This window comes from Methanosarcina sp. 1.H.A.2.2 (genome assembly GCF_000979975.1).
Taxonomy (GTDB): domain Archaea; phylum Halobacteriota; class Methanosarcinia; order Methanosarcinales; family Methanosarcinaceae; genus Methanosarcina.
Genome location: NZ_JJQL01000095.1, coordinates 38,165 through 62,148, shown reverse-complemented (window position 1 = coordinate 62,148; position 23,984 = coordinate 38,165). Strand labels below are relative to the sequence as shown.

The 23,984-nt window shown below is 43.9% G+C and carries 22 protein-coding genes and 1 tRNA gene; 18 read left to right on the top strand and 5 right to left on the bottom strand.

Annotation, left to right across the window (positions count from 1 at the left end):
- The first annotated feature begins 808 nt into the window (after positions 1-808).
- From EO93_RS15525 to EO93_RS15485, 9 genes are all read left to right on the top strand, one after another.
- Positions 809-882 (top strand) — tRNA-Val (locus EO93_RS15525).
- Positions 883-1,057: 175 nt separating this feature from the next.
- Positions 1,058-1,378 carry a winged helix-turn-helix domain-containing protein gene (locus EO93_RS15520; protein WP_235282998.1) on the top strand — a complete coding sequence of 107 codons (321 nt, stop codon included), beginning with the start codon at positions 1,058-1,060 and terminating at the stop codon, positions 1,376-1,378.
- A gap of 429 nt (positions 1,379-1,807) precedes the next feature.
- Entirely contained in the window at positions 1,808-2,458 is a 651-nt protein-coding gene (locus EO93_RS15515) for a flavodoxin family protein (protein WP_048135001.1), read from the top strand.
- 103 nt (positions 2,459-2,561) lie between these two features.
- Complete coding sequence (locus EO93_RS15510; RefSeq protein ID WP_048135002.1) at positions 2,562-4,856, top strand: CDC48 family AAA ATPase; 2,295 nt, start codon at positions 2,562-2,564, stop codon at positions 4,854-4,856.
- Between the two features lie 509 nt (positions 4,857-5,365).
- Positions 5,366-5,929, top strand: coding sequence for a CBS domain-containing protein (locus EO93_RS15505; protein WP_048163482.1), 564 nt, complete (start codon positions 5,366-5,368; stop codon positions 5,927-5,929).
- Positions 5,930-6,255: 326 nt separating this feature from the next.
- Positions 6,256-7,407 carry an alanine--glyoxylate aminotransferase family protein gene (locus EO93_RS15500; protein WP_048135005.1) on the top strand — a complete coding sequence of 384 codons (1,152 nt, stop codon included), beginning with the start codon at positions 6,256-6,258 and terminating at the stop codon, positions 7,405-7,407.
- Between the two features lie 90 nt (positions 7,408-7,497).
- Positions 7,498-7,962 (top strand): riboflavin synthase, encoded by a 465-nt coding sequence (gene ribC, locus EO93_RS15495; RefSeq protein WP_048135006.1) that lies wholly within the window; start codon positions 7,498-7,500, stop codon positions 7,960-7,962.
- A gap of 40 nt (positions 7,963-8,002) precedes the next feature.
- Positions 8,003-8,407: a 6,7-dimethyl-8-ribityllumazine synthase gene (gene ribH, locus EO93_RS15490; protein ID WP_011032198.1), complete on the top strand. Its 405-nt coding sequence runs from the start codon at positions 8,003-8,005 to the stop codon at positions 8,405-8,407.
- A gap of 55 nt (positions 8,408-8,462) precedes the next feature.
- Positions 8,463-9,605: a pyridoxal phosphate-dependent aminotransferase gene (locus EO93_RS15485; protein ID WP_048135008.1), complete on the top strand. Its 1,143-nt coding sequence runs from the start codon at positions 8,463-8,465 to the stop codon at positions 9,603-9,605.
- 73 nt (positions 9,606-9,678) lie between these two features.
- On the opposite strand, the gene EO93_RS15480 is transcribed toward EO93_RS15485, so the two are convergent.
- The gene (locus EO93_RS15480; RefSeq protein ID WP_048135010.1) at positions 9,679-10,134 is read right to left on the bottom strand and encodes an adenylyltransferase/cytidyltransferase family protein; all 456 of its coding nucleotides are present in this window, start codon (positions 10,132-10,134) and stop codon (positions 9,679-9,681) included.
- Positions 10,135-10,463: 329 nt separating this feature from the next.
- Here EO93_RS15480 and EO93_RS15475 point away from each other — a divergent pair, with 329 nt between their 5' ends.
- The 3 genes from EO93_RS15475 to EO93_RS15460 all read left to right on the top strand — a co-directional run bounded on the left by EO93_RS15475 (position 10,464) and on the right by EO93_RS15460 (position 13,592).
- Positions 10,464-11,966 carry an L-aspartate semialdehyde sulfurtransferase gene (locus EO93_RS15475; protein ID WP_048135012.1) on the top strand — a complete coding sequence of 501 codons (1,503 nt, stop codon included), beginning with the start codon at positions 10,464-10,466 and terminating at the stop codon, positions 11,964-11,966.
- 2 nt (positions 11,967-11,968) lie between these two features.
- Positions 11,969-12,355: a 4Fe-4S binding protein gene (locus EO93_RS15470; RefSeq protein ID WP_048135013.1), complete on the top strand. Its 387-nt coding sequence runs from the start codon at positions 11,969-11,971 to the stop codon at positions 12,353-12,355.
- 424 nt (positions 12,356-12,779) lie between these two features.
- Positions 12,780-13,592 carry a DUF166 domain-containing protein gene (locus EO93_RS15460; RefSeq protein WP_048163478.1) on the top strand — a complete coding sequence of 271 codons (813 nt, stop codon included), beginning with the start codon at positions 12,780-12,782 and terminating at the stop codon, positions 13,590-13,592.
- Between the two features lie 369 nt (positions 13,593-13,961).
- Here the strand turns inward: EO93_RS15460 and EO93_RS15455 are convergent, their stop codons facing one another.
- Positions 13,962-14,684: an AIM24 family protein gene (locus EO93_RS15455; RefSeq protein ID WP_048163477.1), complete on the bottom strand. Its 723-nt coding sequence runs from the start codon at positions 14,682-14,684 to the stop codon at positions 13,962-13,964.
- 212 nt (positions 14,685-14,896) lie between these two features.
- On the opposite strand from EO93_RS15455, the gene EO93_RS15450 reads away from it, so the two are divergent.
- On the top strand, positions 14,897-15,259 hold the full coding sequence (locus EO93_RS15450) for an Mth938-like domain-containing protein (protein WP_048135022.1): 363 nt from the start codon (positions 14,897-14,899) through the stop codon (positions 15,257-15,259).
- Positions 15,260-15,389: 130 nt separating this feature from the next.
- Here EO93_RS15450 and EO93_RS15445 read toward each other — a convergent pair whose 3' ends face one another.
- Positions 15,390-16,289 carry a mechanosensitive ion channel family protein gene (locus EO93_RS15445; RefSeq protein ID WP_048163476.1) on the bottom strand — a complete coding sequence of 300 codons (900 nt, stop codon included), beginning with the start codon at positions 16,287-16,289 and terminating at the stop codon, positions 15,390-15,392.
- 219 nt (positions 16,290-16,508) lie between these two features.
- Here EO93_RS15445 and EO93_RS15440 point away from each other — a divergent pair, with 219 nt between their 5' ends.
- A complete protein-coding gene (locus EO93_RS15440; RefSeq protein ID WP_048163474.1) occupies positions 16,509-17,786 on the top strand; it encodes a hypothetical protein in 1,278 nt (425 codons plus the stop codon).
- Positions 17,787-17,797: 11 nt separating this feature from the next.
- Here EO93_RS15440 and EO93_RS17695 read toward each other — a convergent pair whose 3' ends face one another.
- The gene (locus EO93_RS17695; RefSeq protein ID WP_156161354.1) at positions 17,798-18,001 is read right to left on the bottom strand and encodes a hypothetical protein; all 204 of its coding nucleotides are present in this window, start codon (positions 17,999-18,001) and stop codon (positions 17,798-17,800) included.
- 152 nt (positions 18,002-18,153) lie between these two features.
- On the opposite strand from EO93_RS17695, the gene EO93_RS18545 reads away from it, so the two are divergent.
- From EO93_RS18545 to EO93_RS15430, 4 genes are all read left to right on the top strand, one after another.
- A complete protein-coding gene (locus tag EO93_RS18545; protein WP_255350240.1) occupies positions 18,154-18,285 on the top strand; it encodes a hypothetical protein in 132 nt (43 codons plus the stop codon).
- Positions 18,286-19,017: 732 nt separating this feature from the next.
- On the top strand, positions 19,018-21,357 hold the full coding sequence (locus EO93_RS15435; protein ID WP_048163473.1) for a DUF3160 domain-containing protein: 2,340 nt from the start codon (positions 19,018-19,020) through the stop codon (positions 21,355-21,357).
- 158 nt (positions 21,358-21,515) lie between these two features.
- A complete protein-coding gene (locus EO93_RS18020) occupies positions 21,516-21,668 on the top strand; it encodes a hypothetical protein (RefSeq protein ID WP_200895046.1) in 153 nt (50 codons plus the stop codon).
- Between the two features lie 35 nt (positions 21,669-21,703).
- A complete protein-coding gene (locus EO93_RS15430; RefSeq protein ID WP_048163471.1) occupies positions 21,704-22,189 on the top strand; it encodes a hypothetical protein in 486 nt (161 codons plus the stop codon).
- A 537-nt stretch (positions 22,190-22,726) separates the two neighbouring features.
- Here the strand turns inward: EO93_RS15430 and EO93_RS15425 are convergent.
- Positions 22,727-23,947: a homocitrate synthase family protein gene (locus tag EO93_RS15425; protein ID WP_048163470.1), complete on the bottom strand. Its 1,221-nt coding sequence runs from the start codon at positions 23,945-23,947 to the stop codon at positions 22,727-22,729.
- Positions 23,948-23,984: the final 37 nt, after the last annotated feature.

Sequence of the window (23,984 nt, the reverse complement as noted above, 5' to 3'; positions counted from 1 at the left end):
TCCACTTCCCTATGTGTATAGGGTCCTCAAAAAATCATCAATTTTTTAAGGGCTAATTAACCTCATTTAGTAGCCTAAGTGCATTGATCGTGCTTCCCAAATAAAAGTACAGGTGGAAAATAACTTATTTCAAATTTAATCAATTAATCACCCTTTATTTAAAATTTAAGGTTTTATTGCCCCTCCTTTTAAACACCAAACATAATGTGGTGGAAAACAAGCTCAAGAGCCTTAATTTCAAAGAATTTTAACGTTTAAATGAATAAAGCCTTAATTTGCCTTATTTAGCATCCCCAAGGATTAATAGAGAGTATTTTACTAAAAAATGAATTTTTAATGTGTACTTTTATTTGGGGGCCTATATTATGTGCCTATTGCCTAAAATAAATGATATAAACTCTCAAATTACACCCTCTTTTAGAAGGACCCTATATGTGTAGCATCAAAAGTCCTGAGAGGTAGGGGCGGCGTGTTACACACAAAAAGCATGTCCAACATTGACAAGATGAGACGTTTTTCCAAAACCGTGTTACTTGCTACGGAAATTCGTTTCCAAATCAGAGTGAATAAATCCAATAAAGTGGAAGGAATGCCAGAAAGTTGACGGAATTCCTCCCTAACTGAAGTAACGGGCATCCAACCTTAGAGATTGTGAAATTATGGGTATATATAAATATCATCCGTCTAAATAAATTTTCAAACCCTTCTCCGAACAAAAGACATATATATTACTAGTGACTTGTTGACTCTGCATTTCAAGCAATTGCTTGTAAAGCAAGCATCTAAGAAATGCGACTTATAGCAAACTGGGCTCGTGGTCTAGTCGGTCATGACATCGCCTTTACACGGCGGGGATCCTGAGTTCGAATCTCAGCGGGCCCACTAATCTTTTTTAAGTTTACTCAGATTTTAAAACTGGATAGTTTTTTTATATAGTAACGTTCATGTTTGTATTATTGTGTATTAACCGTATGTTAATTTTTCGATTTATAACTTAATACTTTATATAATACTGATATTGTTATATAGAAAGGGAAACGATAAAGACTTAGAATCTTTGTTACCTACAAAAAGATACGCTTTAATATATTTTGAAAGCGTTGATTCTTACAAAGATTATTCTGAATCTACAGTGGGGGAGGAGTCAGTATTGAAGAGAAGGAGCAGGACAGATATTGCAGTAGATATTCTAAGAGTAGCAATGAATGGGGCAAAGAAAACACATATCGTTTATGAGGTAAATCTTAACTTTAACATTGCTCAGAAATATCTGGAAATGTTGAAAGAAAAAGAGCTTATAAAACACGAAAACGGTGTTTTCATCACAACTGATAAAGGAAAAGTTTTCCAGGAAATGGCTAAAGAACTTAAACTCTAATATTTTTCTTTTTCCATTTATATCAGGATTTACGCACTTGATATATGAAATCATGTGCATATGGTCTTATCAACATTATTGTGATTTATATCGTTAAGTGTTTTCCGCTTTTGTTTTCAGTTCAACTGCGTAAGTCCTATATATGTTTTTATTTTGTTTTCATCTTTTTTCTTTTTATTTTTACTATTCCGCTTTTCAGTTTTCTATTTTCCTTAATCTATGAGCTATTTTCCCATCTATTTTTTATCAAAGACTAAGTAGTGAAACCCATCCGAGAGAATAAAAGATGAATCGTGACTCCAGAAGGAAACCGGTATCCCGGCAGTAAATCCATAATAAGGCTTGGTGAAGTAATAATCCTTCTGAACATTTATACGTTTCCGTATATATAACGGCATTTGGAAACATATATACTATGGCGATGATACTATGGCGATAAGGGCGCTTTTTTTGAACTGCACACTGAAAAAATCACCTCAGGTATCGAACACCCGTGCTCTTGTTGACAGGGCTGTGATTATTTTTAAAGAACTTGGTGTTGAGAGTGAGGTCATGAGGGTTGTTGACTACAATATAGCTTTCGGGATTTCCTCAGATGAAGGAAACGGAGACGAATGGCCCTTTATACTTGAAAAAATAAAAGCCTGTGATATCCTGATAATAGCATCTCCCATCTGGTTCGGCGTACGCTCTTCGGTGGCCCAGATGGTCCTCGAAAGGCTGGACGGGACGTATATGGATGGGAATCCCGTTACAGGGCAGTATCCCCTTTATGGGAAAGTGGCAGGGGTTATAGTCACCGGCAACGAAGATGGAGCGCACAATGTTGCTGCAACCACACTCTTCAACCTGACCCACCTCGGATGTACTGTGCCACCCAATGTTGACTGCTACTGGGTTGGTGATGCAGGTCCGGGACCCAGTTACATCGAAGCCGGAGGGGAAAAGCACCTTTACACGAATCGGACAGTAAGATACATGGCACATAATCTTGTGTACTTCGCCAGGCTTCTCAAAGAAAACCCTATCCCTACAAACTTAAAAAAGCTTGATGAGGAGGCAAAGAGGGTAAGCGACTGAAGCCAAACCAGCCTGAAAAGTCATACATTGATTTTATTTTTTCAAAAAGCCGTATACTTTTAACAGAGGGGAATATTTTACTGATGGAGATGGAGGGTGTTATTTGACTGAGGGGGATAAATCGATTGTAAAACTTAAGGTTGCAGAAGCCGATCAACGGGATGTCGGAAAAGGAATTGTCCGAATTGACGAAATATACAGGGAGAAACTGGGCCTGAAACCCTTTGATGTTGTGGAGATCAAAGGTGGAAAATCAACTTCTGCCCTTATAGGCCGTCCTTATCCCAGTGATGCCGGGCTTGATATTGTCCGTATGGACGGGCTTATCCGTAACAATGCAAAGACAAGTATAGGGGAATATGTGGAAATCCGGAAAGCTGAATGGAAAGAAGCAAAGCATGTGACCCTGTCTCCCGTTACGAGAGGCATGCAGATCTATGCTCCCAGTGAGACCCTCAGTGCGGTCTTCATGAACCGTACGGTTTCAAAGGGGGACTTTATCTCCACCACCAGCTTAAGGAGGTCCAGGGAGAGGGACACTTATAGCAAGGGGCTCATGTTCGATGACTTTTTCCAGGACTTTTTCGGACAGGGTTTCGGCCCCTCGTTCGGGCTTGGGGAAATCAAGCTGCAGGTTATTTCCACTTCCCCTTCGGGGATCGTAAAGATCACGGACATGACCGAAATCGAACTCCTGCCAGAAGCCGTGGAAATTCCTCCGGAACAGACCATTCCCACTGTTATGTACGAAGACCTGGGCGGGCTCAAGGATGCCATTACAAAGGTCAGGGAAATGATAGAACTCCCTCTGAAACACCCTGAACTTTTTGACCGGCTTGGGATTGACGCCCCAAAAGGGGTGCTGCTCCACGGCCCTCCCGGGACGGGCAAGACCATGCTTGCAAAGGCAGTTGCAAATGAGTCTGATGCCTATTTCATTTCCATCAACGGCCCGGAAATAATGTCCAAATACTACGGGGAATCTGAAAAAGCGATCCGTGATCTCTTCGATGATGCCGAAAAGAATGCCCCTGCAATCATCTTTCTGGACGAGATAGATTCCATTGCCCCAAAAAGAGCAGAGGTCACAGGGGAAGTCGAAAGAAGGGTGGTCGCCCAGCTTCTTTCCCTGATGGACGGCTTAAAAAGCCGCAAGAACGTGATCGTGATAGGTGCAACAAACCGCCCCGAAGCCCTGGACCTTGCACTGCGCCGTCCAGGCCGGTTTGACAGGGAAATAGAACTCCGGGTCCCTGACACCGAAGGCAGGCTTGAGATTTTCCAGATCCATACCAGGGGGATGCCTCTTACCGAGGACGTAAACCTCAGGGATCTCGCCCAGATTACCTATGGGTTTGTGGGGGCTGACATTGCGGCACTCTGCCGGGAAGCTGCCATGAGTGCTCTTCGGCGTATCCTCCCAAAGCTCAACCTGAAAGAACCCCAGATCCCAAAGGAACTCCTGGACACCCTGCAGGTCACAAGAGCAGACTTCGAAGAAGCCATGAAAGAAGTCCAGCCCTCAGCCATCCGGGAAATTCTTATTGAGATCCCCAATGTCAGCTGGAACGATGTGGGCGGCCTGGAAGATGTAAAATGCCTCTTAAAAGAAGCTGTGGAATGGCCGCTTAAAAACCCTGAGTCTTACCGGGACATAGGAGTGGAAGCTCCAAAAGGCGTACTCCTCTACGGTCCTCCGGGCACTGGAAAGACTCTTCTTGCAAAAGCCATTGCCCATGAATCCGACGCCAACTTCATCACAGCCAAAGGAAGTGACCTCCTCTCCAAGTGGTACGGGGAGTCTGAAAAGAGGATTGCTGAGGTCTTCATGCGGGCAAGACAGGTTGCTCCTTCCATTGTCTTTCTGGACGAACTTGACTCTCTTGCTCCCATACGCGGGATCTCCGCAGGAGAGCCTCAGGTTACAGCCCGGATCCTTAATCAGCTCCTCTCCGAAATGGACGGGCTCGAAGAGCTCCGGGGTGTTGTGGTAATTGGCGCAACCAACCGTCCTGACATCATAGACCCGGCCCTGATCCGTCCAGGGCGCTTTGATGAGCTTATCCTTGTGCCTATCCCGGATAAAGGGGCCCGGAGGGAAATCCTCAAGGTCCATACAAAGAAGATGGCTCTTGCAGAGGATGTGGATATTGAAGAACTCGTTGACCTGACTGACCAGTACACAGGTGCAGATCTCGCAGCCATATGCAAAAAGGCAGGAAGGTATGCCCTGCGCGAAGAAATCCATGCAAAAAACGTCAAACAGAAACATTTCCTTAAAGCGATTGCAGATACAGGGCCTTCAGTTACTCCGGATACCATGAAATATTATGAAGCTATTAAAGGCGAACTGAGGACCAAGAAGTCCAAGGAAATAGAAAATCCATCTTATATCTAAAAATGAAAATATAACAGATTTATTTTTTATCTTTTATTCTTTTTTACTTTTCTATTTTCAATCTTTTTGAATATACTCATCGCACCCAAAATTATTCTATTGATATAGATTTTAAGATTTTGAATACATGAACATACCACCTTTTGTAAAACTGAAAAACACAATCAATAATCAACAATAAAATAATATGGAATCAACGACTTTTGCCCATTTTATATTTACTAAGGTGCCTATTAATATTGATTTTTATGCGCTGAATAGTTACCTTTTTAATATTGATTTTATTTATAGTTCTCTTTTCTTTGTTTTTTATTTAATATTTTTTTACTGTCTTCGCATTGATCATTGTTTTAAATTGACCCTTTTTAGATTTTGTTCTTTTTTGAAAACCTATTTTGCAGGTTTTTTTCTGATCGGTATTTCGTGTTCCCGAAAGCAATTTATATATCTACTCTTTAAATAATGTTAACCAATGACATTAAATACCATAATTACTATCGGTAATATATATGCAGCTTCCAACACCCGAAGATCTTAAAAAAAGACGAAATGAACTCGGGCTTACCCAGAGCGACCTGGCTAAAAGGGCAGGTGTCAGTCAGCCTCTTATAGCCCGTATCGAATCGGGAGATGTAGACCCCAGGCTTTCAACGGTCAGGAAAATCCTTAATGCTTTTGAGGAGGCTGAAAAGGAGCAGCAGATCATCATAAAGGATCTGATGCATTCCCCTGCAATTCATGTTTCTCCTGAAGACTCGGTAGAAGAGGTGGTAAACCTTATGCATATTCATGGTTTTTCACAGATTCCCGTGCTTGAAAGGGGTATTCCGGTTGGAAGTGTTTCGGAAGATATGATCATAAAACTGATGGGCGAGAGCAAGAAAAAATCCATCTCTCAGTTGAAAGTTTCAGGGATAATGGGGGAGGCGTTCCCGACAGTATCTCCTGGAATATCGATCTCAGTAGTTTCGCATATACTGGAAGGAAACCCTGCCGTACTTGTGGTAGAAAAAGGAACAGTCGTCGGCGTTGTAACAAAACATGACGTGATGAAGCTCCTCCAGGACCAATAACCGGAATCCTTTTTCCTTGAAGGAAATCTGAGACCGAACATGGAAAGCACATGAATTATATACTAGGATTCATTTAAACCTGAATCCTTAATCTAATTCAGTGCTCAACCTGTCTGAAATTGCCGAATAAACATGGCAAATGCGGTCGAAAATGTATCAGGGCATGAGATACTGCAGAGCCATCCTGGCACACCGTATCATAAAGATATAACCCTGAATTATTTCAGGACTACATGATTGAAAATTATAGAGTTTACATAAATTTCCTTTATATATAGAAAACAAAAACCGATTAAATCTTTGAAAAAGTGTGGAGTCTTATATAAATGGATCTGGAAGATACCCTTCTCATGATGCCTGGTCCCGTACCTGTCGCACCCAGAGTCCTTAGAGCAATGTCAAAACCGATGATCAACCACCGGAGTGCTGAATTTGCCGCAATATATACTGATTGCAGGGAAATTCTTGCTGACGTTTTTCAGACAAAAAACGACATCTTTTTGCTCAGTGGTTCCGGGACTGCGGGAATGGAAGCTGCAGTCGGGTCTGTGGCCGGAAGAGGGGATAAAGTTATTGCTATAGAAAACGGAAAATTCGGAGAGCGTTTCAAAGACCTTGCATCCCTCTATGCCGAAGTGGTGCCCCTGGAGTTTGAATGGGGTCTTCCTGTTGACCTTGAACAGGTTAAGGAAAAGCTCGAGGAAGGAGCAAAAGCCATCACCCTTGTCCACAACGAGACCTCTGCAGGTATCATGAATCCTGCTGCAGAAATCGGCAAACTTGCAAAAAAACACGATGCTCTTTTTATTATGGACGGCGTAACCTCCCTTGGGGGAGATGTAGTCAAAGTCGATGAATGGGGCGTTGACATTGCAATAGTTGGTTCTCAGAAATGCCTTGCAGCTCCACCTGGAATGGCAGCTGTTTCCGTAAGCGAAAAAGCCTTTGAGGTTATAAATGGCATGAAGAAGAGGCCTTACTATAATGACCTTAAGGCATATAAAAAGAGTGGGGATAAACCCAAGCCGGAAACACCTTACACTCCTGCTATTCCTCTATTTTATGCTCTTCAGGAAGCCCTTCACATCGTTAAAGAAGAAGGCATGGAGGCAAGGATTAGAAGGCACGCGACTCTTTCCGAAGCCGTAAGGGCAGCAGCCGGCGCAATGAACATAGAGATGTTCCCTCAGCTTAACGAGTACAGCCAGTACTCCAACACCATCACTGCAATGAAATCTCCTGCAGGGATTGATGGGGAAGACATTAAAAATGACATGAAGAAGCGGGGCATTATTATAGCCGGCGGGCAGGAACGCTTGAAGAGCAAGATTTTCAGAATTGGAAGCATGGGGAATGTAACTGCAAGGGATGTTCTTTCCACTATCCAGCAGATGGAAATCGTGCTGAAGAAGCGGGGTTACATTGACAGCGTGGGAGCAGGCACAGAAGCTGCAACACGCGTTATTGACAGGTTATGAGAGGATTTAAAAAATCTTTCATAACCAAAGTTTATAAACGTTTCAGGAAAACCAGAAGAATATTAATCATTAAATTCCGATCGGATTCACATGCCCACAATAGGAATTGCAGATACCACGTTTGCGCGCTATAATATGGGGCGTGCAGCAATCGACGAGATACAGAATAACGTATCCGTAAAGATTAAAAGGGTAACCGTGCCCGGGATAAAGGACCTTCCGGTAGCAGCCAAAAAGCTTATCGAAGAAGAAGGCTGCGATATCGTAATGGCCCTTGGAATGCCTGGCAGGGAGCAAAAAGACAAAATGTGCGCTCATGAAGCCTCTCAGGGCCTTATCATGGCCCAGCTCATGACCAATACCCATATTATCGAGGTCTTTGTCCATGAGGATGAAGGAAAAGACGAGAAAGAACTCGCTTTTCTCATGGACAAGCGGACCCGGGAACACGCCTTAAACGTGATAAAGCTGCTCTTCAAGCCGGAAAAACTGGTCAGGGAGGCCGGTACCGGTCAGAGGCAGGGTTTTGAGGACGCAGGTCCTTTGAGAATGTGAAGCGACTTTAAGTTAAAAACAAGACTGGAGACCTTACTAGATGACTATCAGCCTAGGATTTGTTGTAGCTGAATTTAACAGGGATCTGACCTATCAGATGGAGCTGCTTGGAAGAGAGCATGCGGAATTTCTGGGGGCAACAGTTAAAGAGACAATTCTCGTGCCAGGAGTCTTTGACATGCCCCTTGCAATCAAGAAGCTCTGCCAGAGGGAAGACATTGATGCAGTGGTTACCATAGGGTCGGTAATCGAAGGTGAGACCGACCACGACCAGGTGGTTATGCAGCATGCCGCAAGGAAGATCATGGATCTTTCCCTTGAGTTCAACAAGCCAGTAACTCTCGGAATCCCGGGTCCGGGTATGACCAGGATGGCTGCTCATGAACGTGTCGACTATGCTAAAAGGGCAGTAGAAGCTGCAGTAAAGCTGGTGCGGCGGCTGTGAAGTTCCTTGATGCTTCAATAAGCTAGCAAAAAAGTAACAAAGCAGGACTATTCCTATGACATCCGCAAGGCTCAAGCGTGTAGAAGAATCCGCAACGATCAGGATCTCCAACATTGCAACCAGAATGATTAAAGAGGGTACAGACGTTATCAATTTTAGCCTTGGCGAACCTGATTTCGACACCCCTAAAAACATCTGCGATGCTGCAGCAAAGGCTATGTATGAGGGAAAAACCCACTACGCTCCTTCTGCAGGCATTCCGGAGCTAAGGGCAGCTATTGCCGAAAAACTGAGGACTGAAAATAATCTGGATGTGACCGAAAAAGATGTGCTGGTCACCCCGGGCGCAAAGCAGGGGATTTTCGAAGTGATGATGGGGGCCCTCGACGACGGGGATCAGGCCCTTCTCTTTGATCCTGCCTGGGTAACTTATGACGCCTGCATCCGTTTTGCAGGAGCAGAAACTGTCTGGGTTCCTACGGTTCCTGAGAAAGGTTTCCTGCCGGACAATTTCGCCGATTACATAAATGATAAAACAAAGCTCATTGTTGTAAACAGCCCGGGCAACCCGACAGGTGGAGTATTCGGGAAAAAGACCCTCAAGTGCATTGCCGATCTTGCAATTGACCATGACCTTCTGGTAGTCTCAGATGAGATCTATGAGAAAATCATCTATGACCGGGAACATATCAGTATTGGCAGTTTTGATGGGATGCAGGAGAGAACCATCACTGTAAACGGTTTTTCCAAGGCATACGCAATGACTGGCTGGAGGCTTGGATACCTTACAGCTCCCCCTGAGATCTATAAACTTCTACAGAAGATCCAGTCCCACTCTGTAAGCAGCGCCACTACCTTTGTCCAGTACGGTGGGCTTGAAGCCCTTCAGGGCCCTCAGGACGGCGTCAAGGCAATGGTTGACCGCTTTAAGATGCGCAGGGATATCCTCATCGACGGGCTGAATAAAATAGGACTTGAGTGCAAAAAGCCAGACGGGGCCTTCTATGCTTTTGCCAATGTGAGTGAGTTTGGAAACGGGACCAGGGTTGCTGAAAGGCTCCTGAAGGAAGCTCATGTGGCAGTGACCCCAGGAATTGCTTTCGGGTCTTCCGGCGAGGACTTTATCAGGATTTCCTACGCAACATCCATTGATCGAATCCGGGAAGCTCTTGACAGGCTTGAAAAGATATTTGCATAAAACACTATTCCGAAGCAACCTATTTAAAAAGAGATCAAAAAATATTTTCTTAATAAAAACGGTAGGGGTAAATTTACCCATACCGTTTAAGGACCTCTTTTATGATTGCGCCGGTACTGCAGAGGGGGCACTCCTTTGAAAATGGAACCCTTACTACTTTTGCAGGGAGCCCTCTTTTAGTAAGTTCTTTTTCCAGAAGCTCAATATCAAAATACTGATCGTAACCCAGGGCAACGATGTCCGGCTTTATCTCTTTCAGGGGTTCGAACATGTCTGTTTCACTACCAAGAAGGGCTTTGTCCACCGTTCCAAGTGCATTTACCATCTCAAACCGCTGCTCCTCAGGAACTATTGGTTTCGGTTTATGAGTCACATTGGAATCCCTGGCAATAATGACGAAGAGCTCATCTCCAAGAGCTCGTGCCTGGGTCAGGAAATAAACATGTCCCGGATGCAAAATGTCAAAAGTTCCGGTAGCAAGTACACGTGTCAATAAATCACCTGATCTCGGGTAATATCCTGCAAGCATAAGAAACTTACTGAAAATAACCCTACTTCCTGACTTATAAAAATTCAATTTTATTCAACCTGTATATGGTGTGAACGATTATTGCTAATTTAAGAAATAGCCTTTGTGGAAAGAGACTTTCAATTACCGTAAGTAATATATATAGCTCATAATTATGACTATTAATCATTGGAATGAAGATCTGACAGCGATAGTCTTAAAATAAATGATGCAAAGCCAGAACTTTTCACCTCTTCCGGAAGTGGCTGTTACCCCGGGATTATCACAAGTAATATATAATTCTGGCAAAAATTACCATCCAGATAAATTTGTACTAAGAGGAAACCCGCATGGTTGAAAAATCGGTTCATGAGATCAATAAAAAAATTGAAGATGGAAGCGTCAATGTAGTCACAGCCGAGGAAATGGTCGGGATTGTTGAAAACCTTGGCGTGGAAGGTGCCGCAAGAGAAGTGGATGTGGTCACTACAGGCACTTTCGGAGCCATGTGCTCTTCAGGTTTGATGCTTAATCTAGGTCATTCGGAACCCCCAATTAAGATTCAGAAAGTCTGGTTCAATAATGTGGAGGCATACAGCGGGCTGGCTGCTGTTGACGCTTACCTTGGAGCTGCCCAGATCTCGGACACACGCGGGATACAGTATGGTGGAGCACATGTTATTGAAGACCTGCTGAGGGGAAAAGAAATCGATGTGCATGCAACTTCCTATGGGACAGACTGTTACCCCAGGAAAGTACTTGATACGACAATCACCCTTAATGACCTGAACGAGGCAGTCCTTCTCAACCCCAGGAATGCCTACCAGAAATATGCTGCTGCAACAAACAGTTCAAAAAGGATTCTGAACACCTATATGGGAGAGCTTCTGCCCAACTTCGGGAATGTAACCTATTCCGGAGCTGGAGTGCTTTCTCCTCTCTCAAATGACCCCAGCTATGAAACTATCGGGATGGGCACAAGGATTTTTATGGGTGGAGCCCAGGGCTACATTATCGGAAACGGGACCCAGCACTCCCCCTCCAGCGGGTTTGGGACCCTCATGCTTAAAGGGAACCTGAAAGAAATGAATCCTGATTATTTAAGGGCTGCTTCTTTTACAGGCTATGGGACAACCCTTTATATGGGAATTGGAATTCCGATCCCTATTCTTAATGAAAAACTCGCAGCCTCAACTGCAGTGCGTGACGTGGACATTATGACCAGTGTCCTCGACTATGCTGTGGGCAGCAAGGATAAGCCTGTGATAAAGCAGGTAAACTATGCCGATCTCAGATCAGGCTCGGTGCAGATTGATGGAAAGGATGTTCCGACCTCCTCCCTCTCAAGCTTCAAGAACGCAAGAAAGATTGCAAATGAACTTAAGGAATGGGTAAAGCACGGGAACTTCTTTGTCAGCATGCCTGTGGAAAGGATTTGCTGTGAAGGCTCGGCAAAATCCATGAAACAGACTCAGGCAGTACCTCTCGTAAAAGACGTCATGTCCGATTTTATTGTAACAATCAAAAAGAACCAGACGGTTCAGGACGCTGCAAAGAAAATCTGGGAGAACTCCTTCAACCACCTTGCTGTGATTTCGGATACAGGTGAACTGGTAGGAATCCTGACCGCCTGGGATATCTCAAAAGCCGTCGCCGAAAACAGATTTGATTCCGTAGAAAGCGTCATGACGAAAAAAGTCCTTACCTGTGCCCCGAACGAACCTGTAGATCTTGCAGCTCGCAGGCTGGACCGCTACGGCGTTTCTGCAATGCCTGTAATCGATGCACAGAGACAGGTCCTCGGAATAATCACCAGTGACAATATAAGCAAACTTCTTGCAAGGAGGTACTGAGCGTGAAAATAAAGATCAGCATCCCTACGGAAAGGATCCATAATCCCATTATCTCCGAGTCCATTATCGAAACAGGAATCCTGCTTAATATCATGGTCGCTAATATCGACTCGACTTACGGAGAACTGATTGCAGATGTGAAAGATTCCAGGTTCGACAAGATTAAAAATGCTCTCGAATCAAGAGGGGCAATAGTTGCAATTCTGGACCGGCCCATTCACAGGGATGAGGAAGAATGTGTTGAATGCGGAGCCTGCATCTCAGTCTGCCCGATGAAGGTTTATGCTTTTGATGAGACCTGGGGCCTCTGCGTGGACGAAAAGAAGTGTATCCAGTGCGGCATGTGCATCAAGATGTGCCCGCACGGGGCTTTAAAACTTGGAGAATGAAAGAAAACCGATCCGCGGATTTTTCTATCTTTTCCTTTTTTCCTCACCTTTTCTTTTTTTCTCTCTTTTCTTCCTTCCCCCGGTTTTCAGCTTTTTTTATCCGGCATAGAGCGCTCATACAGGAGTTTAGTTGTGGATACTGATTTCTATTTTGAAACTCCTCTTATTTATAGATTGAAACAAATAATTATAATGTATAGTAAGATGATAACAGGTAAAAGTCATCTGCTGTTAGAAGTGTGTGCTGTCTGAAGTACTTTCTTCCAGAGCTGCATTTTAAAAGCATATCAGCAACTCCCGCAAAAGCAGATTTTTTTTCTCTGTATTTTTTCATTCTGAGAAACAAAACAGGCGGGGGAATCTTTACAAAGAAAGTGAATTTGCATAGTGCCTTTGGAATCCTTGATAAAGGGGGAGCAAACCTATGAGAATCCTTGTACTTTATTCAGGCGAACTCGGAAAAAAAGTTATCCAGAATCTTATAAATCCGTCAAGTTTCTGCGTGTCGTGCGGTGAGCTCTGCAACCACTGCCGCCAGGCAAGGAAATCTTATGCAAACCTGATTGTGGGAATCCATGAGTTTCCGGACGACCTGCCTCCATTTATTGAAGAGCCCGCCCAGTTCCTGCCTCCAAAGCTTCCGGAGTGTGATTTGATCCTTGCTATAGGGATCCACCCCGACCTCCTTGCAGCCCTTCCGGAAGTCGTGCAGAAAACGGGGGCAAAAGCCGTAATTGCACCTGCTGAAGACTCAAAGAAGACTCCTGCCGGTGTCCTTGAGCAGCTCAGAAAAGAACTCGAAGCCACAGGTGTTGAATTCGAGGCTCCAAAACCCTTCTGTGCCCTTGAAAAGACCGGAAAGCCAATCATAGATGCTTTTGTGGACCTTGGCTTCGGAAGGCCGGTGCTCAGGATCGAGATGAGCCCTGATGGGAAGATGTTCATCGGAGCAGGCGTAATCCGGGATGCCCCATGTGGCTCAACCTGGTTTGTCGCAAAAAAGCTCGGCTGGACCGATCTTTCGGGATACAAAGAAACCGTCTCAGGAGCCCATCACTCCTACCCCTGTACCGGAAGCATGGACAAAGACCCCCAGATCGGGGATACTATCCTGCACAAAGCCGGATATATCATCAGGGAGGCTGTGGAAGACGCAATGGAATGTGCAAATAAAGAAAAGGACAGGCTTTCGACAACCTGCGGCGAGGAAGTTCAAGCCCTGGCTTCTGAAAATTAATACGGAAAAGAAGAAAAGGCACAATTTTTTCCTTGCCCTTTCTTATTTTCCGGAGTAAAAAACCCAATTTGGGTTAAGTGTAAATTACGTTTGAAACTCTTTTTTCGGTCTGCGCCTGGAAATATACCTCTTCATAAGGCTGGACCACCCGAATTGCGCCTCGGAAGTACGCGGTCCGTTTCACTCGCTTCGCTCGCTCAAGCGGACTAATTTATGGATAAGTGAAGTTGTTTTTCGCTTTTCTCAAGAGGGCTAACTTACAAAAATTATGTTACTATCCAGCGATGGCAAGAAAATACGGGAAAGAAGAAAAGGCACAATTTATTCCTTGCCCTTTCTTATTTTCCGGAGTAAAAAACCCAATTTGGGTTAAGTGTAAATTACGTTTGAAACTCTTTTTTCGGTCTGCGTCTGGAAATATACTTCTTCATAAGGCTGGACAACTACAAATCCTTCTCCTCTGAAAACCATCTGGACGGATTCTCCGCTGCTTTTTCCAATGAGAGTTTTCAGGGAGATATCGGTTTTTATCTCCGGCTCAAGGTTTCCTGACCAGGCAACTGTGACGCTGGGGGAAGTTAAGACCGGACGTTCTTTAGTTACCCTGAAAGTCAGAGGGTCATGGTGGGTGGTGATGGCAACTATACCGGTTCCTTCAAGTTTTACGTTGTAAACCTCATTGTCCATTACTCCTGAGAGCTTTCTCATCATCTTGATATCCCAGTTGATAGAGTTTTCAATAGCCAGGATGTCGTTACAGTTTACGAAGATAGAGTCGTTTTCAAGTTTCAGAACCGAGACCTTCTTCCCTTTGTCCGCAAGGTAGAGTTTTCCCCGTCCTTCTGCTTTTATGAGGCTGATACCTTCTCCTGCAAGGGATATTTTCACGAGCTTTCCAAGCCCGTGTTCAAGGCCCCCTTCCCGCATAAACCTTATATCCCCTGTGTATGCGACCATGGAGTCCATTTTTGTCCATACCATGCCGTTGAGGTTTACCTCTAGCAGGTGTTCTCGTTCCAGTTCAAAAACTCCCTGCCCAGGGGCTCTTTCTCCTGTGCTTTTGATAAAATCTTCTAACGAATGGCGTCCCATCGTTTTTTCACCTCTGGTCATATTTGTATTTTTATTATAGTGTCACTGTTTAATATTTTCTAATAAATATAAATAAGTATTCCTTTATTCCTTTCAACTAAACTGATGTGAGTTTATGTATTTGGAGCAAACTTCCTGTTATTTATATGAAGCGTGCTAAACAATTGTAAAATATAAAATCTCGTTTTCAGTTTTAATTTCAGGAGGTAGCCATGAAACCAAAGATTGATTCCACAAGTTTTGGTTCGATTACTGTAGAAGGAGAGACTTTTGATTACGATATTCTCATCCGCCTCGACGGCAGGGTTGAAAACCGGGAGAAAATGCTTTCAAAAGAAAAGTACGGGACTTCTCATAAAATATCTCTTGAAGAAGCAGAGCATATTTATGAGGAAGGGACCGAAAAAATCATCATAGGGACCGGGCAGACAGGTTTTGTGAAACTTTCGGAGGAAGCGGAAGACTTTTTCACGGGAAAAAAATGCGGAATAGAGCTTTTCCCGACTCCCTGGGCAGTTGAACGCTGGAATGAAATCGAAGGCAGAGTCTCTGCAGTGTTTCATATAACCTGCTGAGAAACAAAGACAGACAATTGACAGGCAATTTTAAGAAATAAGGCAGAGCTGTCTAGATTTTTGCTGAAGCAGCCCTGCCTTACGGTAAACTCCTGTAACTGCATTTTTTCTGTATTTTATCCATTTATAATTACTCAAATGCTTTTATTCCAATGCTTTTTGCCTGAATTTCACTTATTTCCGTTTTTATTTCCTTTACATGTACATCCATCTGAGGGAAGGGAATTTCAATTCCTTCTCTTCTGTAAGCCTCAAAGACCCCGGCAGTCAGATTATTCTTTACAGCCGCAAAGTCCCCGGTTTTTGTCCAGGCCCTGAGCTGCAAATTTACGGAAGAATTAGCAAGTTCGGTAGTGACCACTGCCGGTTCAGGGTCCGGGAGTACAAGAGGGTGCCCTTTCATAAGGTCGAGAGCTATCTTGATAGCTATTTCAATGTCTGAAGAATAGCTTATGCCCACATCCACGGAAGCCCGTCTTGTAGGCATGCGGGTCATATTGACAATGGAACTTCCCCAGACAAGCTTATTCGGGATTGTTATAAGCTGGTTGTCAGGGGTCAGGAGTTCTGTCGACATAATCCCGACTGCTTTTACTTTTCCCGTCTGTCCGTTTATTATTACCATCTCTCCCATGTCAATAGGCCTGATTGCCGCAACCCATACTCCGGCTGATAAGTTCGTAAGGGTGTCCTGCATCCCCAGGCCCAGAACCAGGCCTATTATCGCAGAAAGCCCGACTACAAAACTATCCACATCAAAGCTCAGGCTCTTCAAAAAGGCCAGGATAACTATCACATACAGGAGGATGCTCAGAAAATGTGCCAGAAACTGAGTCGTAAGGTCAGGTAGTTTTGTTTTCTGTATTCCTTTCCTGAAAATATAAACAAGAACTTTTACTGAAATAAATCCTCCAATCAGCACTATTATTGCGAAAATCAGCCTGGATACTGTTATATCAGTATACGGAATCATCTGTTCTATTATTCCATTACTTATTCCATCAATTCCATTGCTTATTCCATCACCCATTTTTTATTTCCCTCGCTTTTTAACACATATAGGGATTTAAGAAATATACCCCAAATAACTGCGTCAAATAATTAACTTTACCAAATTATTTATCCTATTAAATTATTAATTATTTTAAGTATTAAACCCTAACGAGTTCTAAACCGTATAAAATTATTAATCTATAGATTTATTGGCTGCATATATTTATTAAACTCATCAAATTCAGGAAGGCCTAAATTGAAGTGGATCAAAAAGCTCTTCGGAAAACAAGAAAGCTCTCACGAGAAAATTATTTCCAGTGAAGTTAGTTTTGATGAACTGCCCGCATTGCTGGAAGAGAGTTCTCAAAAAATATCTTCTGAAATAGAAAAGGATGTCTCGGGCCTTTTCAGAAAGCTTGAAGTTGCGATTTCTGAGCTTAAAGAAAGCAATTCCAGGCTTCTGGAAGCAAAAGTTGAGGGAGATTTTGACATAAGGGCTGTAAAACGAGCAAAGAGCAACCGGGAAAATGTAACAAAACAGGTCGGAGTCTTCATAGATAAATTAGGAGTTATGGAGAATACGGATTTCAGGGCTCTTAAAGGGTTTCATGAAGCAGCTGTGCAGAATCTGGACACCTGCCTTGAACATATGAACCAGAGTTTCCGATACACCAGGGCTGTCTTTCCTCAGGAGTCAAAAGACGTTACTGAAAGCCTTGGCAGGTTGGGTCAGGTCCTTAATGAGCTAAGGGAAACGATTCGGGGGCATAAAAGGGAAATGGAAGCTATTGAAGCAGCTTCTACAGGCATGAAAGATATTCAGGAATTATCTGCCTCAATGGAGGCTGAAAACCTGGAAATCGAATCTAAAAAACGGAAAATCCAGACTTTAAAAGATGAAATTGCCAGAACCGGTCAGGCTCTCGAAGATTTCAAACAGGGAGAAGCCTGGCAAAATTTGCAGAGCCTTCAGGGAGAATTAGATATTGCCAGAGACAGGCTCAAAAAAGCCGAAACAGGCCTGAACTCCCTTGTCATTCCTTTTTCAGGCAACCTCTCAAAGATAAAAAAACTCCATGAAAGCAGCAGGTATACTTTAAAGCCAGAGGTAAAGCAGCAGCTTGATATCTGCCTTGAAGCTCCTGTAAACCTTGACCCTTCTTTTTTCCCGGAGCTTCAGAAGGTTTTTGAGGATCCTGCCCTTGACATACAAACTCAGAAAAAAGAGAAAACCCTAGCACAGGTCAGATCTGCAAGTTCGGGCTTTGAAGAGAAGAAAAAAGAATATATTGCAGCTCAAAAAGCGTTTGAAGCAAAAAAAGCCGAATTCTCAAGCTCAGATACCGGAAAACTTGCCGGCCTTGAACACAAGGAGGCAGAACTGCTGGCAAGAGCCCGCCTGCTTGAAGAAGAAGTTGAAATTTCCGAAAAGAAATTGACTGTTTTAAAGGAAGAACTTAAAAGTAAAGAAAAAGAGCTTCAGTCCAGTGTGACCGTAATTGACAGCAGCGTAAAAATTCAATTCCTGCCCTGAGATTCAAGAATTTATAATATTACCAGGAGAACCTGAATTTTAGAGGGGATTTTTAGAGAAATCCCCCTTACCTGAGTAATACCTTCCCTTGACCACAAATTACTTTTCCAGTCTAATTTTCTATCTCTTCTAGTTTTTGCTTTTTTCCTGTCGCTTTTACTTCTGGCTTTCCTCTTCTCTACCTTTTTGCAGGAAAGACCACTATTCTGCGTCAAGCGTGACAAGACGGTTCGGTAGAGCGAATACGGTTGTATGGATCAGAGATATTTGTAATTCAGTCCTCTTGATAAAAGCTCACTGCAATAAACTATAAATTAGTCTGCTTGAGCGAGCGAAGCTCACTGCTAAAACCCATAGATTAGCCCTCTTGAGCGCAGCGAAAAGGGCAGCGTACTGCAGAGCCGCAACTCTGCTGAAACGGACCGCGTACTGTTGCGATTACATCGCAACTCCCAGGAAATCTTCGATTTCCTGTGATCCCAAAGCGCAATTCGGGTGAGGTGCAAATAGGAAAGTGCAACTCGGCAAACAAACTTTTAACCTGAACAAACTGGAGGCTTTAATCCAGATTGTATGCTTTGAACCTCCGCACACTTACATAAAATTGTGATAACTTCCACTCAGTTATTATTCTATTTTTGGCAGGAAAATAGTCAACTTTATTCTCTAACAATGGCTCAACTTTTTTCTCACTGAACCCAAAAATATTCACCCTTATTTTTTTGGAGCTGGTTTTCCATAGAGACTTCAATAAACCAGGTTTGTTCTCTTATTCAGATTCATAAGCCTGTTTTCTTCAAAACATAACTTCAAAATGGTTTGAAGTTTAATAAAGAATTAAATGCTTTGCGGAAAAATAAATAACTAAAGAGAAACAATTAGTTATAGGGAATCAGGGTATATTTTAATGACTTATGTAAATAATTTAAAAATTTTAAAACTCAATATGGGATGTAAAGGGGATAAAAAAGTTTGAACAGAAAATTCCAAATTCTGCTGTTAATAGGGGTTTTGCTACTTGTTGCGGGTACACTTCTTAATATAACCAGAGATCCGCTTCTCTTGAGCTCAGGAGCTGTGGCTGCACTATTCATGATTCTACTTTTCAGAATAGACCCTCTGAGCCCTAACGAATAACAGGGAAAGAGGGGTTTAATCTTTTTTACATACAAAAAACTTAATAATTTTACGTTAAACTTATTTTTTACTGGTTTTGCCTGAGGTATAGAGAATGGATCTTAGAATCAAATTCGCATCAATCTTCCTGATGCTTTTGCTTTTCGTTTTTTTTGCTGGCTGCTCCGGCCAGGAGACAGAGCAGGACACGCCCGGCTACGCCGCAGATGTACTCAAAACCGAGGCTGTAACTTATTCGGGGCTTCTGGGCCAGGGTGCCTCCCTGCCGATAAATTATAATCTGGAAGCCCTCGATGTCGAGTTAAAAGCGCCTTCTTATGAGTTGCCCCTGGAAAGAAATAAAATCTCCAACTATGGAAACTTTTCAGGCAGAATCCCTCTGAACGAATCCGCTCTTAAAATGCTGGAAAGTAATGGTTTTGTGGTAATAGAAAACCCTTACAACCCCGCAGAAGAGGACATAACTTCAATGTACATTACCCTCAAAGAAGAGGAAATACCTGTTTTTATTACTACGGACTCCCTTCTGCACCTCTACCACATCCAGTTTGATGAGACCCTGCGCCAGATAGAGGAAAAGGAGTTTTACGATACTCTCTGGGAGACTGACCTTGCCCTGCTAAACGCCTCGGTAGAAGAATATAACAGTGCTTCTAACAGTGCTTCAGGAGAGGAAAAGGAAGCCGCAAGAAGAAACACAGCCTACTTTGCGGTTGCTTTGAGCCTGCTCCAGCCGAAGCCTGAGCAGATACAGGCAGCAGAAGACCCTTACGGCTTTGTTGATGAGGCTCTTTTCCCGGCAGGTTCGGCAGAACAATATCAGTTTGAGGTCCCTTCGTTTGTAAAAGAAGAGGTTGAAGCCGAACTTACTCTGATAGAAGCTCACGGAGGTTTTGCCCCCTCTCCGATTTTCCTTTATAAGGAGGACTATTCTCAGTACGTGCCAAGAGGCCACTATACCCGCTCTGAGAAGCTGCAAAACTATTTCAGAGCCTTTATGTGGCACGGCAGGATAAGCATGCTCCTGAAGGATGAACTGATTAAATCCGAAGATCCTGCAAAAGATGCCCGCATCCAGACCATCCAGGCAAGCCTGATTTCTTCTCAGCTCGAAAACGAGCCTGAGCTTCTCAAAAACTGGGACAGGATCTACGGGGTTACGGCTTTTTATGTGGGCTTTTCCGATGACCTGGGGCCTTACGAATATATGGAAGCAATGGATTCTGTCTTTGGCAATGGAGAAAGGGAGTTTAACGAAACAACGGTAGAGGAGTTAAAGACCGTACTTGCCGAATACCAGGGCCCGAAGATCTACGGAGGCACAGGGAACTGTGTCCTGGAGCCGCCCTTCACCCCGGAGCAGGCTGACGAATGCCTCGAAAATACCACAGGCTTCCGTTTCATGGGGCAGCGCTTCATCCCGGACTCTTACATGTTCTCAAACCTGGTAGGGGCCTATACAGGAGAATATCAGGGAGAGAGGGAAGAGCCCTTCACTTTCGTAATCTCAGGGGCAGGAAGACCTATCCGCGGCTTCCCGCGCGGGCTTGATGCAATGGCTCTCCTTGGCTCGGAAAGGGCGGTTTACTGGCTCGACGAACTGAACGATTCCAGCTACGAAAATTACAGTGTTCAGTATGGGGAACTGGATTCGGAATTCTCGAATTTCAGCGCAGCCGAGTGGAACAGGAACCTCTACTGGTCCTGGCTCTATTCCCTCCAGCCCCTCCTGAAGGACTATGGGGAAGGATACCCTACCTTCATGCAGACCGATGCCTGGCAGGATAAGGAACTGAGCACCTCGCTGGCTTCCTGGACCGAACTCAGGCACGACACTATCCTCTATGCCAAGCAGAGTTACACTATAGTTGAAACATCTATGCCCATGCCTCCTGAAGAAAAACCAGTTGTAGGTTATGTGGAACCGGTCCCTGATTTCTACGCGAGGCTGCTCGCCTTAACGAAGATGACAAACCAGGGCCTGGATGAAATGGGCGTGCTTGACCCGACATCCAAAACAAGGCTTACAGACCTTGAAATTATACTTTCCAGGCTTCAGGCAATTTCGGAAAAGGAACTCGAAAATGAAGAGTTGACAGCAGAAGACTACGAGTTCATCAAGAATTTCGGAGACCAGCTTGAAGGGGTCATAGCTGACGTCGACGATAAAGCCAGAAAAACCACAGTTGTGGCTGATGTCCATACCGACGGCAACACGGGAGCTGTACTGGAAGAAGGAGTCGGATACGTGGATATGGTCGTAGTGGCATATAAGCTTCCGGACGGCAGAATCCTTGTAGGAGCCGGACCCGTTATGAGCTACTACGAGTTCAAGCAGCCCATGTCCGATCGCCTGACCGATGAAAAATGGAGAGAAATGCTGGAGGCAAACCCGCCGGAAAGACCGGAGTGGGTTTCCACATATACCTCTTAATTTTTAATTTTTTTGAAAAGGATTGCCCTGATAGAAGTACTGAGGTCAGAATTTGCCCGGAGATAGACATAGAAAGATATTAATTGTATAAGTATGAGTAATAATATGTGGGTTATATCATTATAGTAAGCCCTTTGATAAAACAATGAGGTAATAATATGTGTAGTGTTGGAGATTCGTTTGATATCGATATGGAAGGGAAATTGCCGTTTAAACAGTATGCATGCAAGGACTGTGGGAATAAATTCAAAGGTATTGGCAAGAATGTGAAGTGTCCTTCCTGCCAGTCTGCAAATGTAGCAGAGTCCTGATAATCAACTGGATTTTTTAGATACTTGTTTTTAACATGGAAAAATCGACCTCTTCTAAAGACATTTCACTGAAGGAAAGTGAAATGCTTCTCCTGCGCGGCACAGCAGGAATAGTGGCTATTGTGAAAGCAGGTCCGAATGGGCAGTACTTTCTGGAAACTGAAAACGAAGAAATTGTACTCGGACTGGAACCTCATGACCTGATTGTTGCCTCTGCGTTTTCAGTGGATGAGAAAACTGAAAAAGGGCTTAAATGCGTTCTCTTCATGATTCGGGAAATCAGGTCCCCATTAATAGTTCTTCCAAAGAAACATCCTGCATCACCAAGGCTTCCAATCGTAGTTTCGGCTGGTAAAAAGACTGTGCTTAACTGCAATATCACACCTGGCACACACCCGAATCAGGACGTGCTCTGCGGTTCAAATGAATTTGATAGCCTGGAGGTAACAGGAACACTGGAGGGTGTACAAATTAAAAATATGCCACAGTGTGAGGTATTAAAAGTTAACTTTGATATCTGACCAACCCATTTCTTTAATCCAATTATCCCTAATTCTAATATCAGATGTCAGCTTCCGTTTTTTAGTACTCTCTGATTAATTTGTGTATATATTGATAAATATACTCCAGAGCCCGAGACAGAATTTTTCAGTTTCTCTTCGCGCCGCAGTGGGCTGGAGCCGGCCTGTCAGGTTAAGACAAAAACAATATTAAGCCAACCGCAGGTCGGGATCCTGGATAACACTTATAAACAGATCACGATCTGAAATGATACTTTTTCTTAACCCCGAACCTGTATTTAAATCCAGGTAAAAATAAGCTCCTCCGCCAGCTTGTCTGGCGGCCCTTCTCAAAAGGAAGAAAAGAGTAGAAGTAAGAAAGAAGAAGTTTGAAAATACAGTAGAAAGCAAATTTAGATTACTACTTGCTTTTTCTCTTCTTCATATCGTTTTTAAGTCTGCTATCCTGCATCGAGCGTGACAAAAACGATACAGTACAGCGAAAAGGTTGTACGGGTTAGAAAGATCTGTAATACACTTCATATAGAGTAATACACTTCAGATAGAAACCTTCTCTTCCCCTTCAGGTTTACTTGTTTTCTGTTCCTGCCTGACCTGACTAATTAGCTTTTCAAGCTGCTCCCGCGAGATGCTTTTACGCTTTTCTTCGGTGCAGACCTTGACTTTTTCGATCAGGGCACAGAGTTCGTCCCGTTCGAGGCAGAAGCCGATGCTGTTGATGATTCCTTTTAAGGCTTTTGTCCCGGTGTGCTTTCCGACAACAAGGTTACGCTTTCCGCCAACCATCTCAGGGAGGAAGAGTTCGTAGGTCCTCGGCTCTTCAAGGATTGCAGCGACGTGGATTCCGGATTCGTGGGTAAAGGCATTATGTCCGATAACGGCTTTGTTTACCGAGGGTGTAATGCCTGAGTATTCCGAGACCATTCTGGAAAGTGCAGTCAGCTTTGTTGTATCATAGCGGTCGATCCCGTACTGTACTCTGAGAGCTACCATCACTTCTTCAAGGGAGGCGTTTCCTGCCCGTTCTCCTATTGCATTGACTGTTGTATGGAGCTGCTTTGCCCCGGCTTCGGCGGCTACAAGGGTGTTAGCGGTAGCCATGCCGAGATCATCATGGCAGTGGATGCAGATTGAAGTGTTTACGGACTTAAAGATCTCGCTCACAAGGTAGTGGGTTGTGATAGGGTTCAGGATGCCAACTGTATCTGCGAGGCTTACATACTGCACTTTGTACTCGCTTTCAACTTCTTTGAAAGCCTGCTTGAGACGGTCAACCGGAGTACGGCTTGCATCTTCGGCTGCAAAACGCACTTTTAAACCGTGGTCAGTTGCATATTCAATGGCTTCCTTGGCACAGCCGAGCATTTCCTCAAAACTCCTGTGGTATTTGTATTTGAGGTGCATGTCGGACATTGCAATGAAAATGCTCACGATATCGACGTCACATTCAAGGGCAGCGTCTACATCCCCTTTTACTGCTCTTGAGAGACAGCAGATCCTTGAATTAAAGCCCTGGCTTGCAATTTCCTTTACGATTTCCTTTTCGTATGCAGAAACTACCGGAAATCCGGCTTCTATAACCTCAATACCCATGGAATCAAGCTCACTCGCCATTGCCAGCTTCTGTTCTTTCGTGAACACAACGCCAGGGGTCTGTTCCCCGTCGCGCAGAGTCACGTCGCAGATTTCGATATCAAGGGGGCGATATTCGACGAAGTCCATAAGTGTATTTCTGGAGTACTGCTCGCTCTCTGACATGGTTATTGTTTCCCGTGATTTTTATCATTTTGAGGAA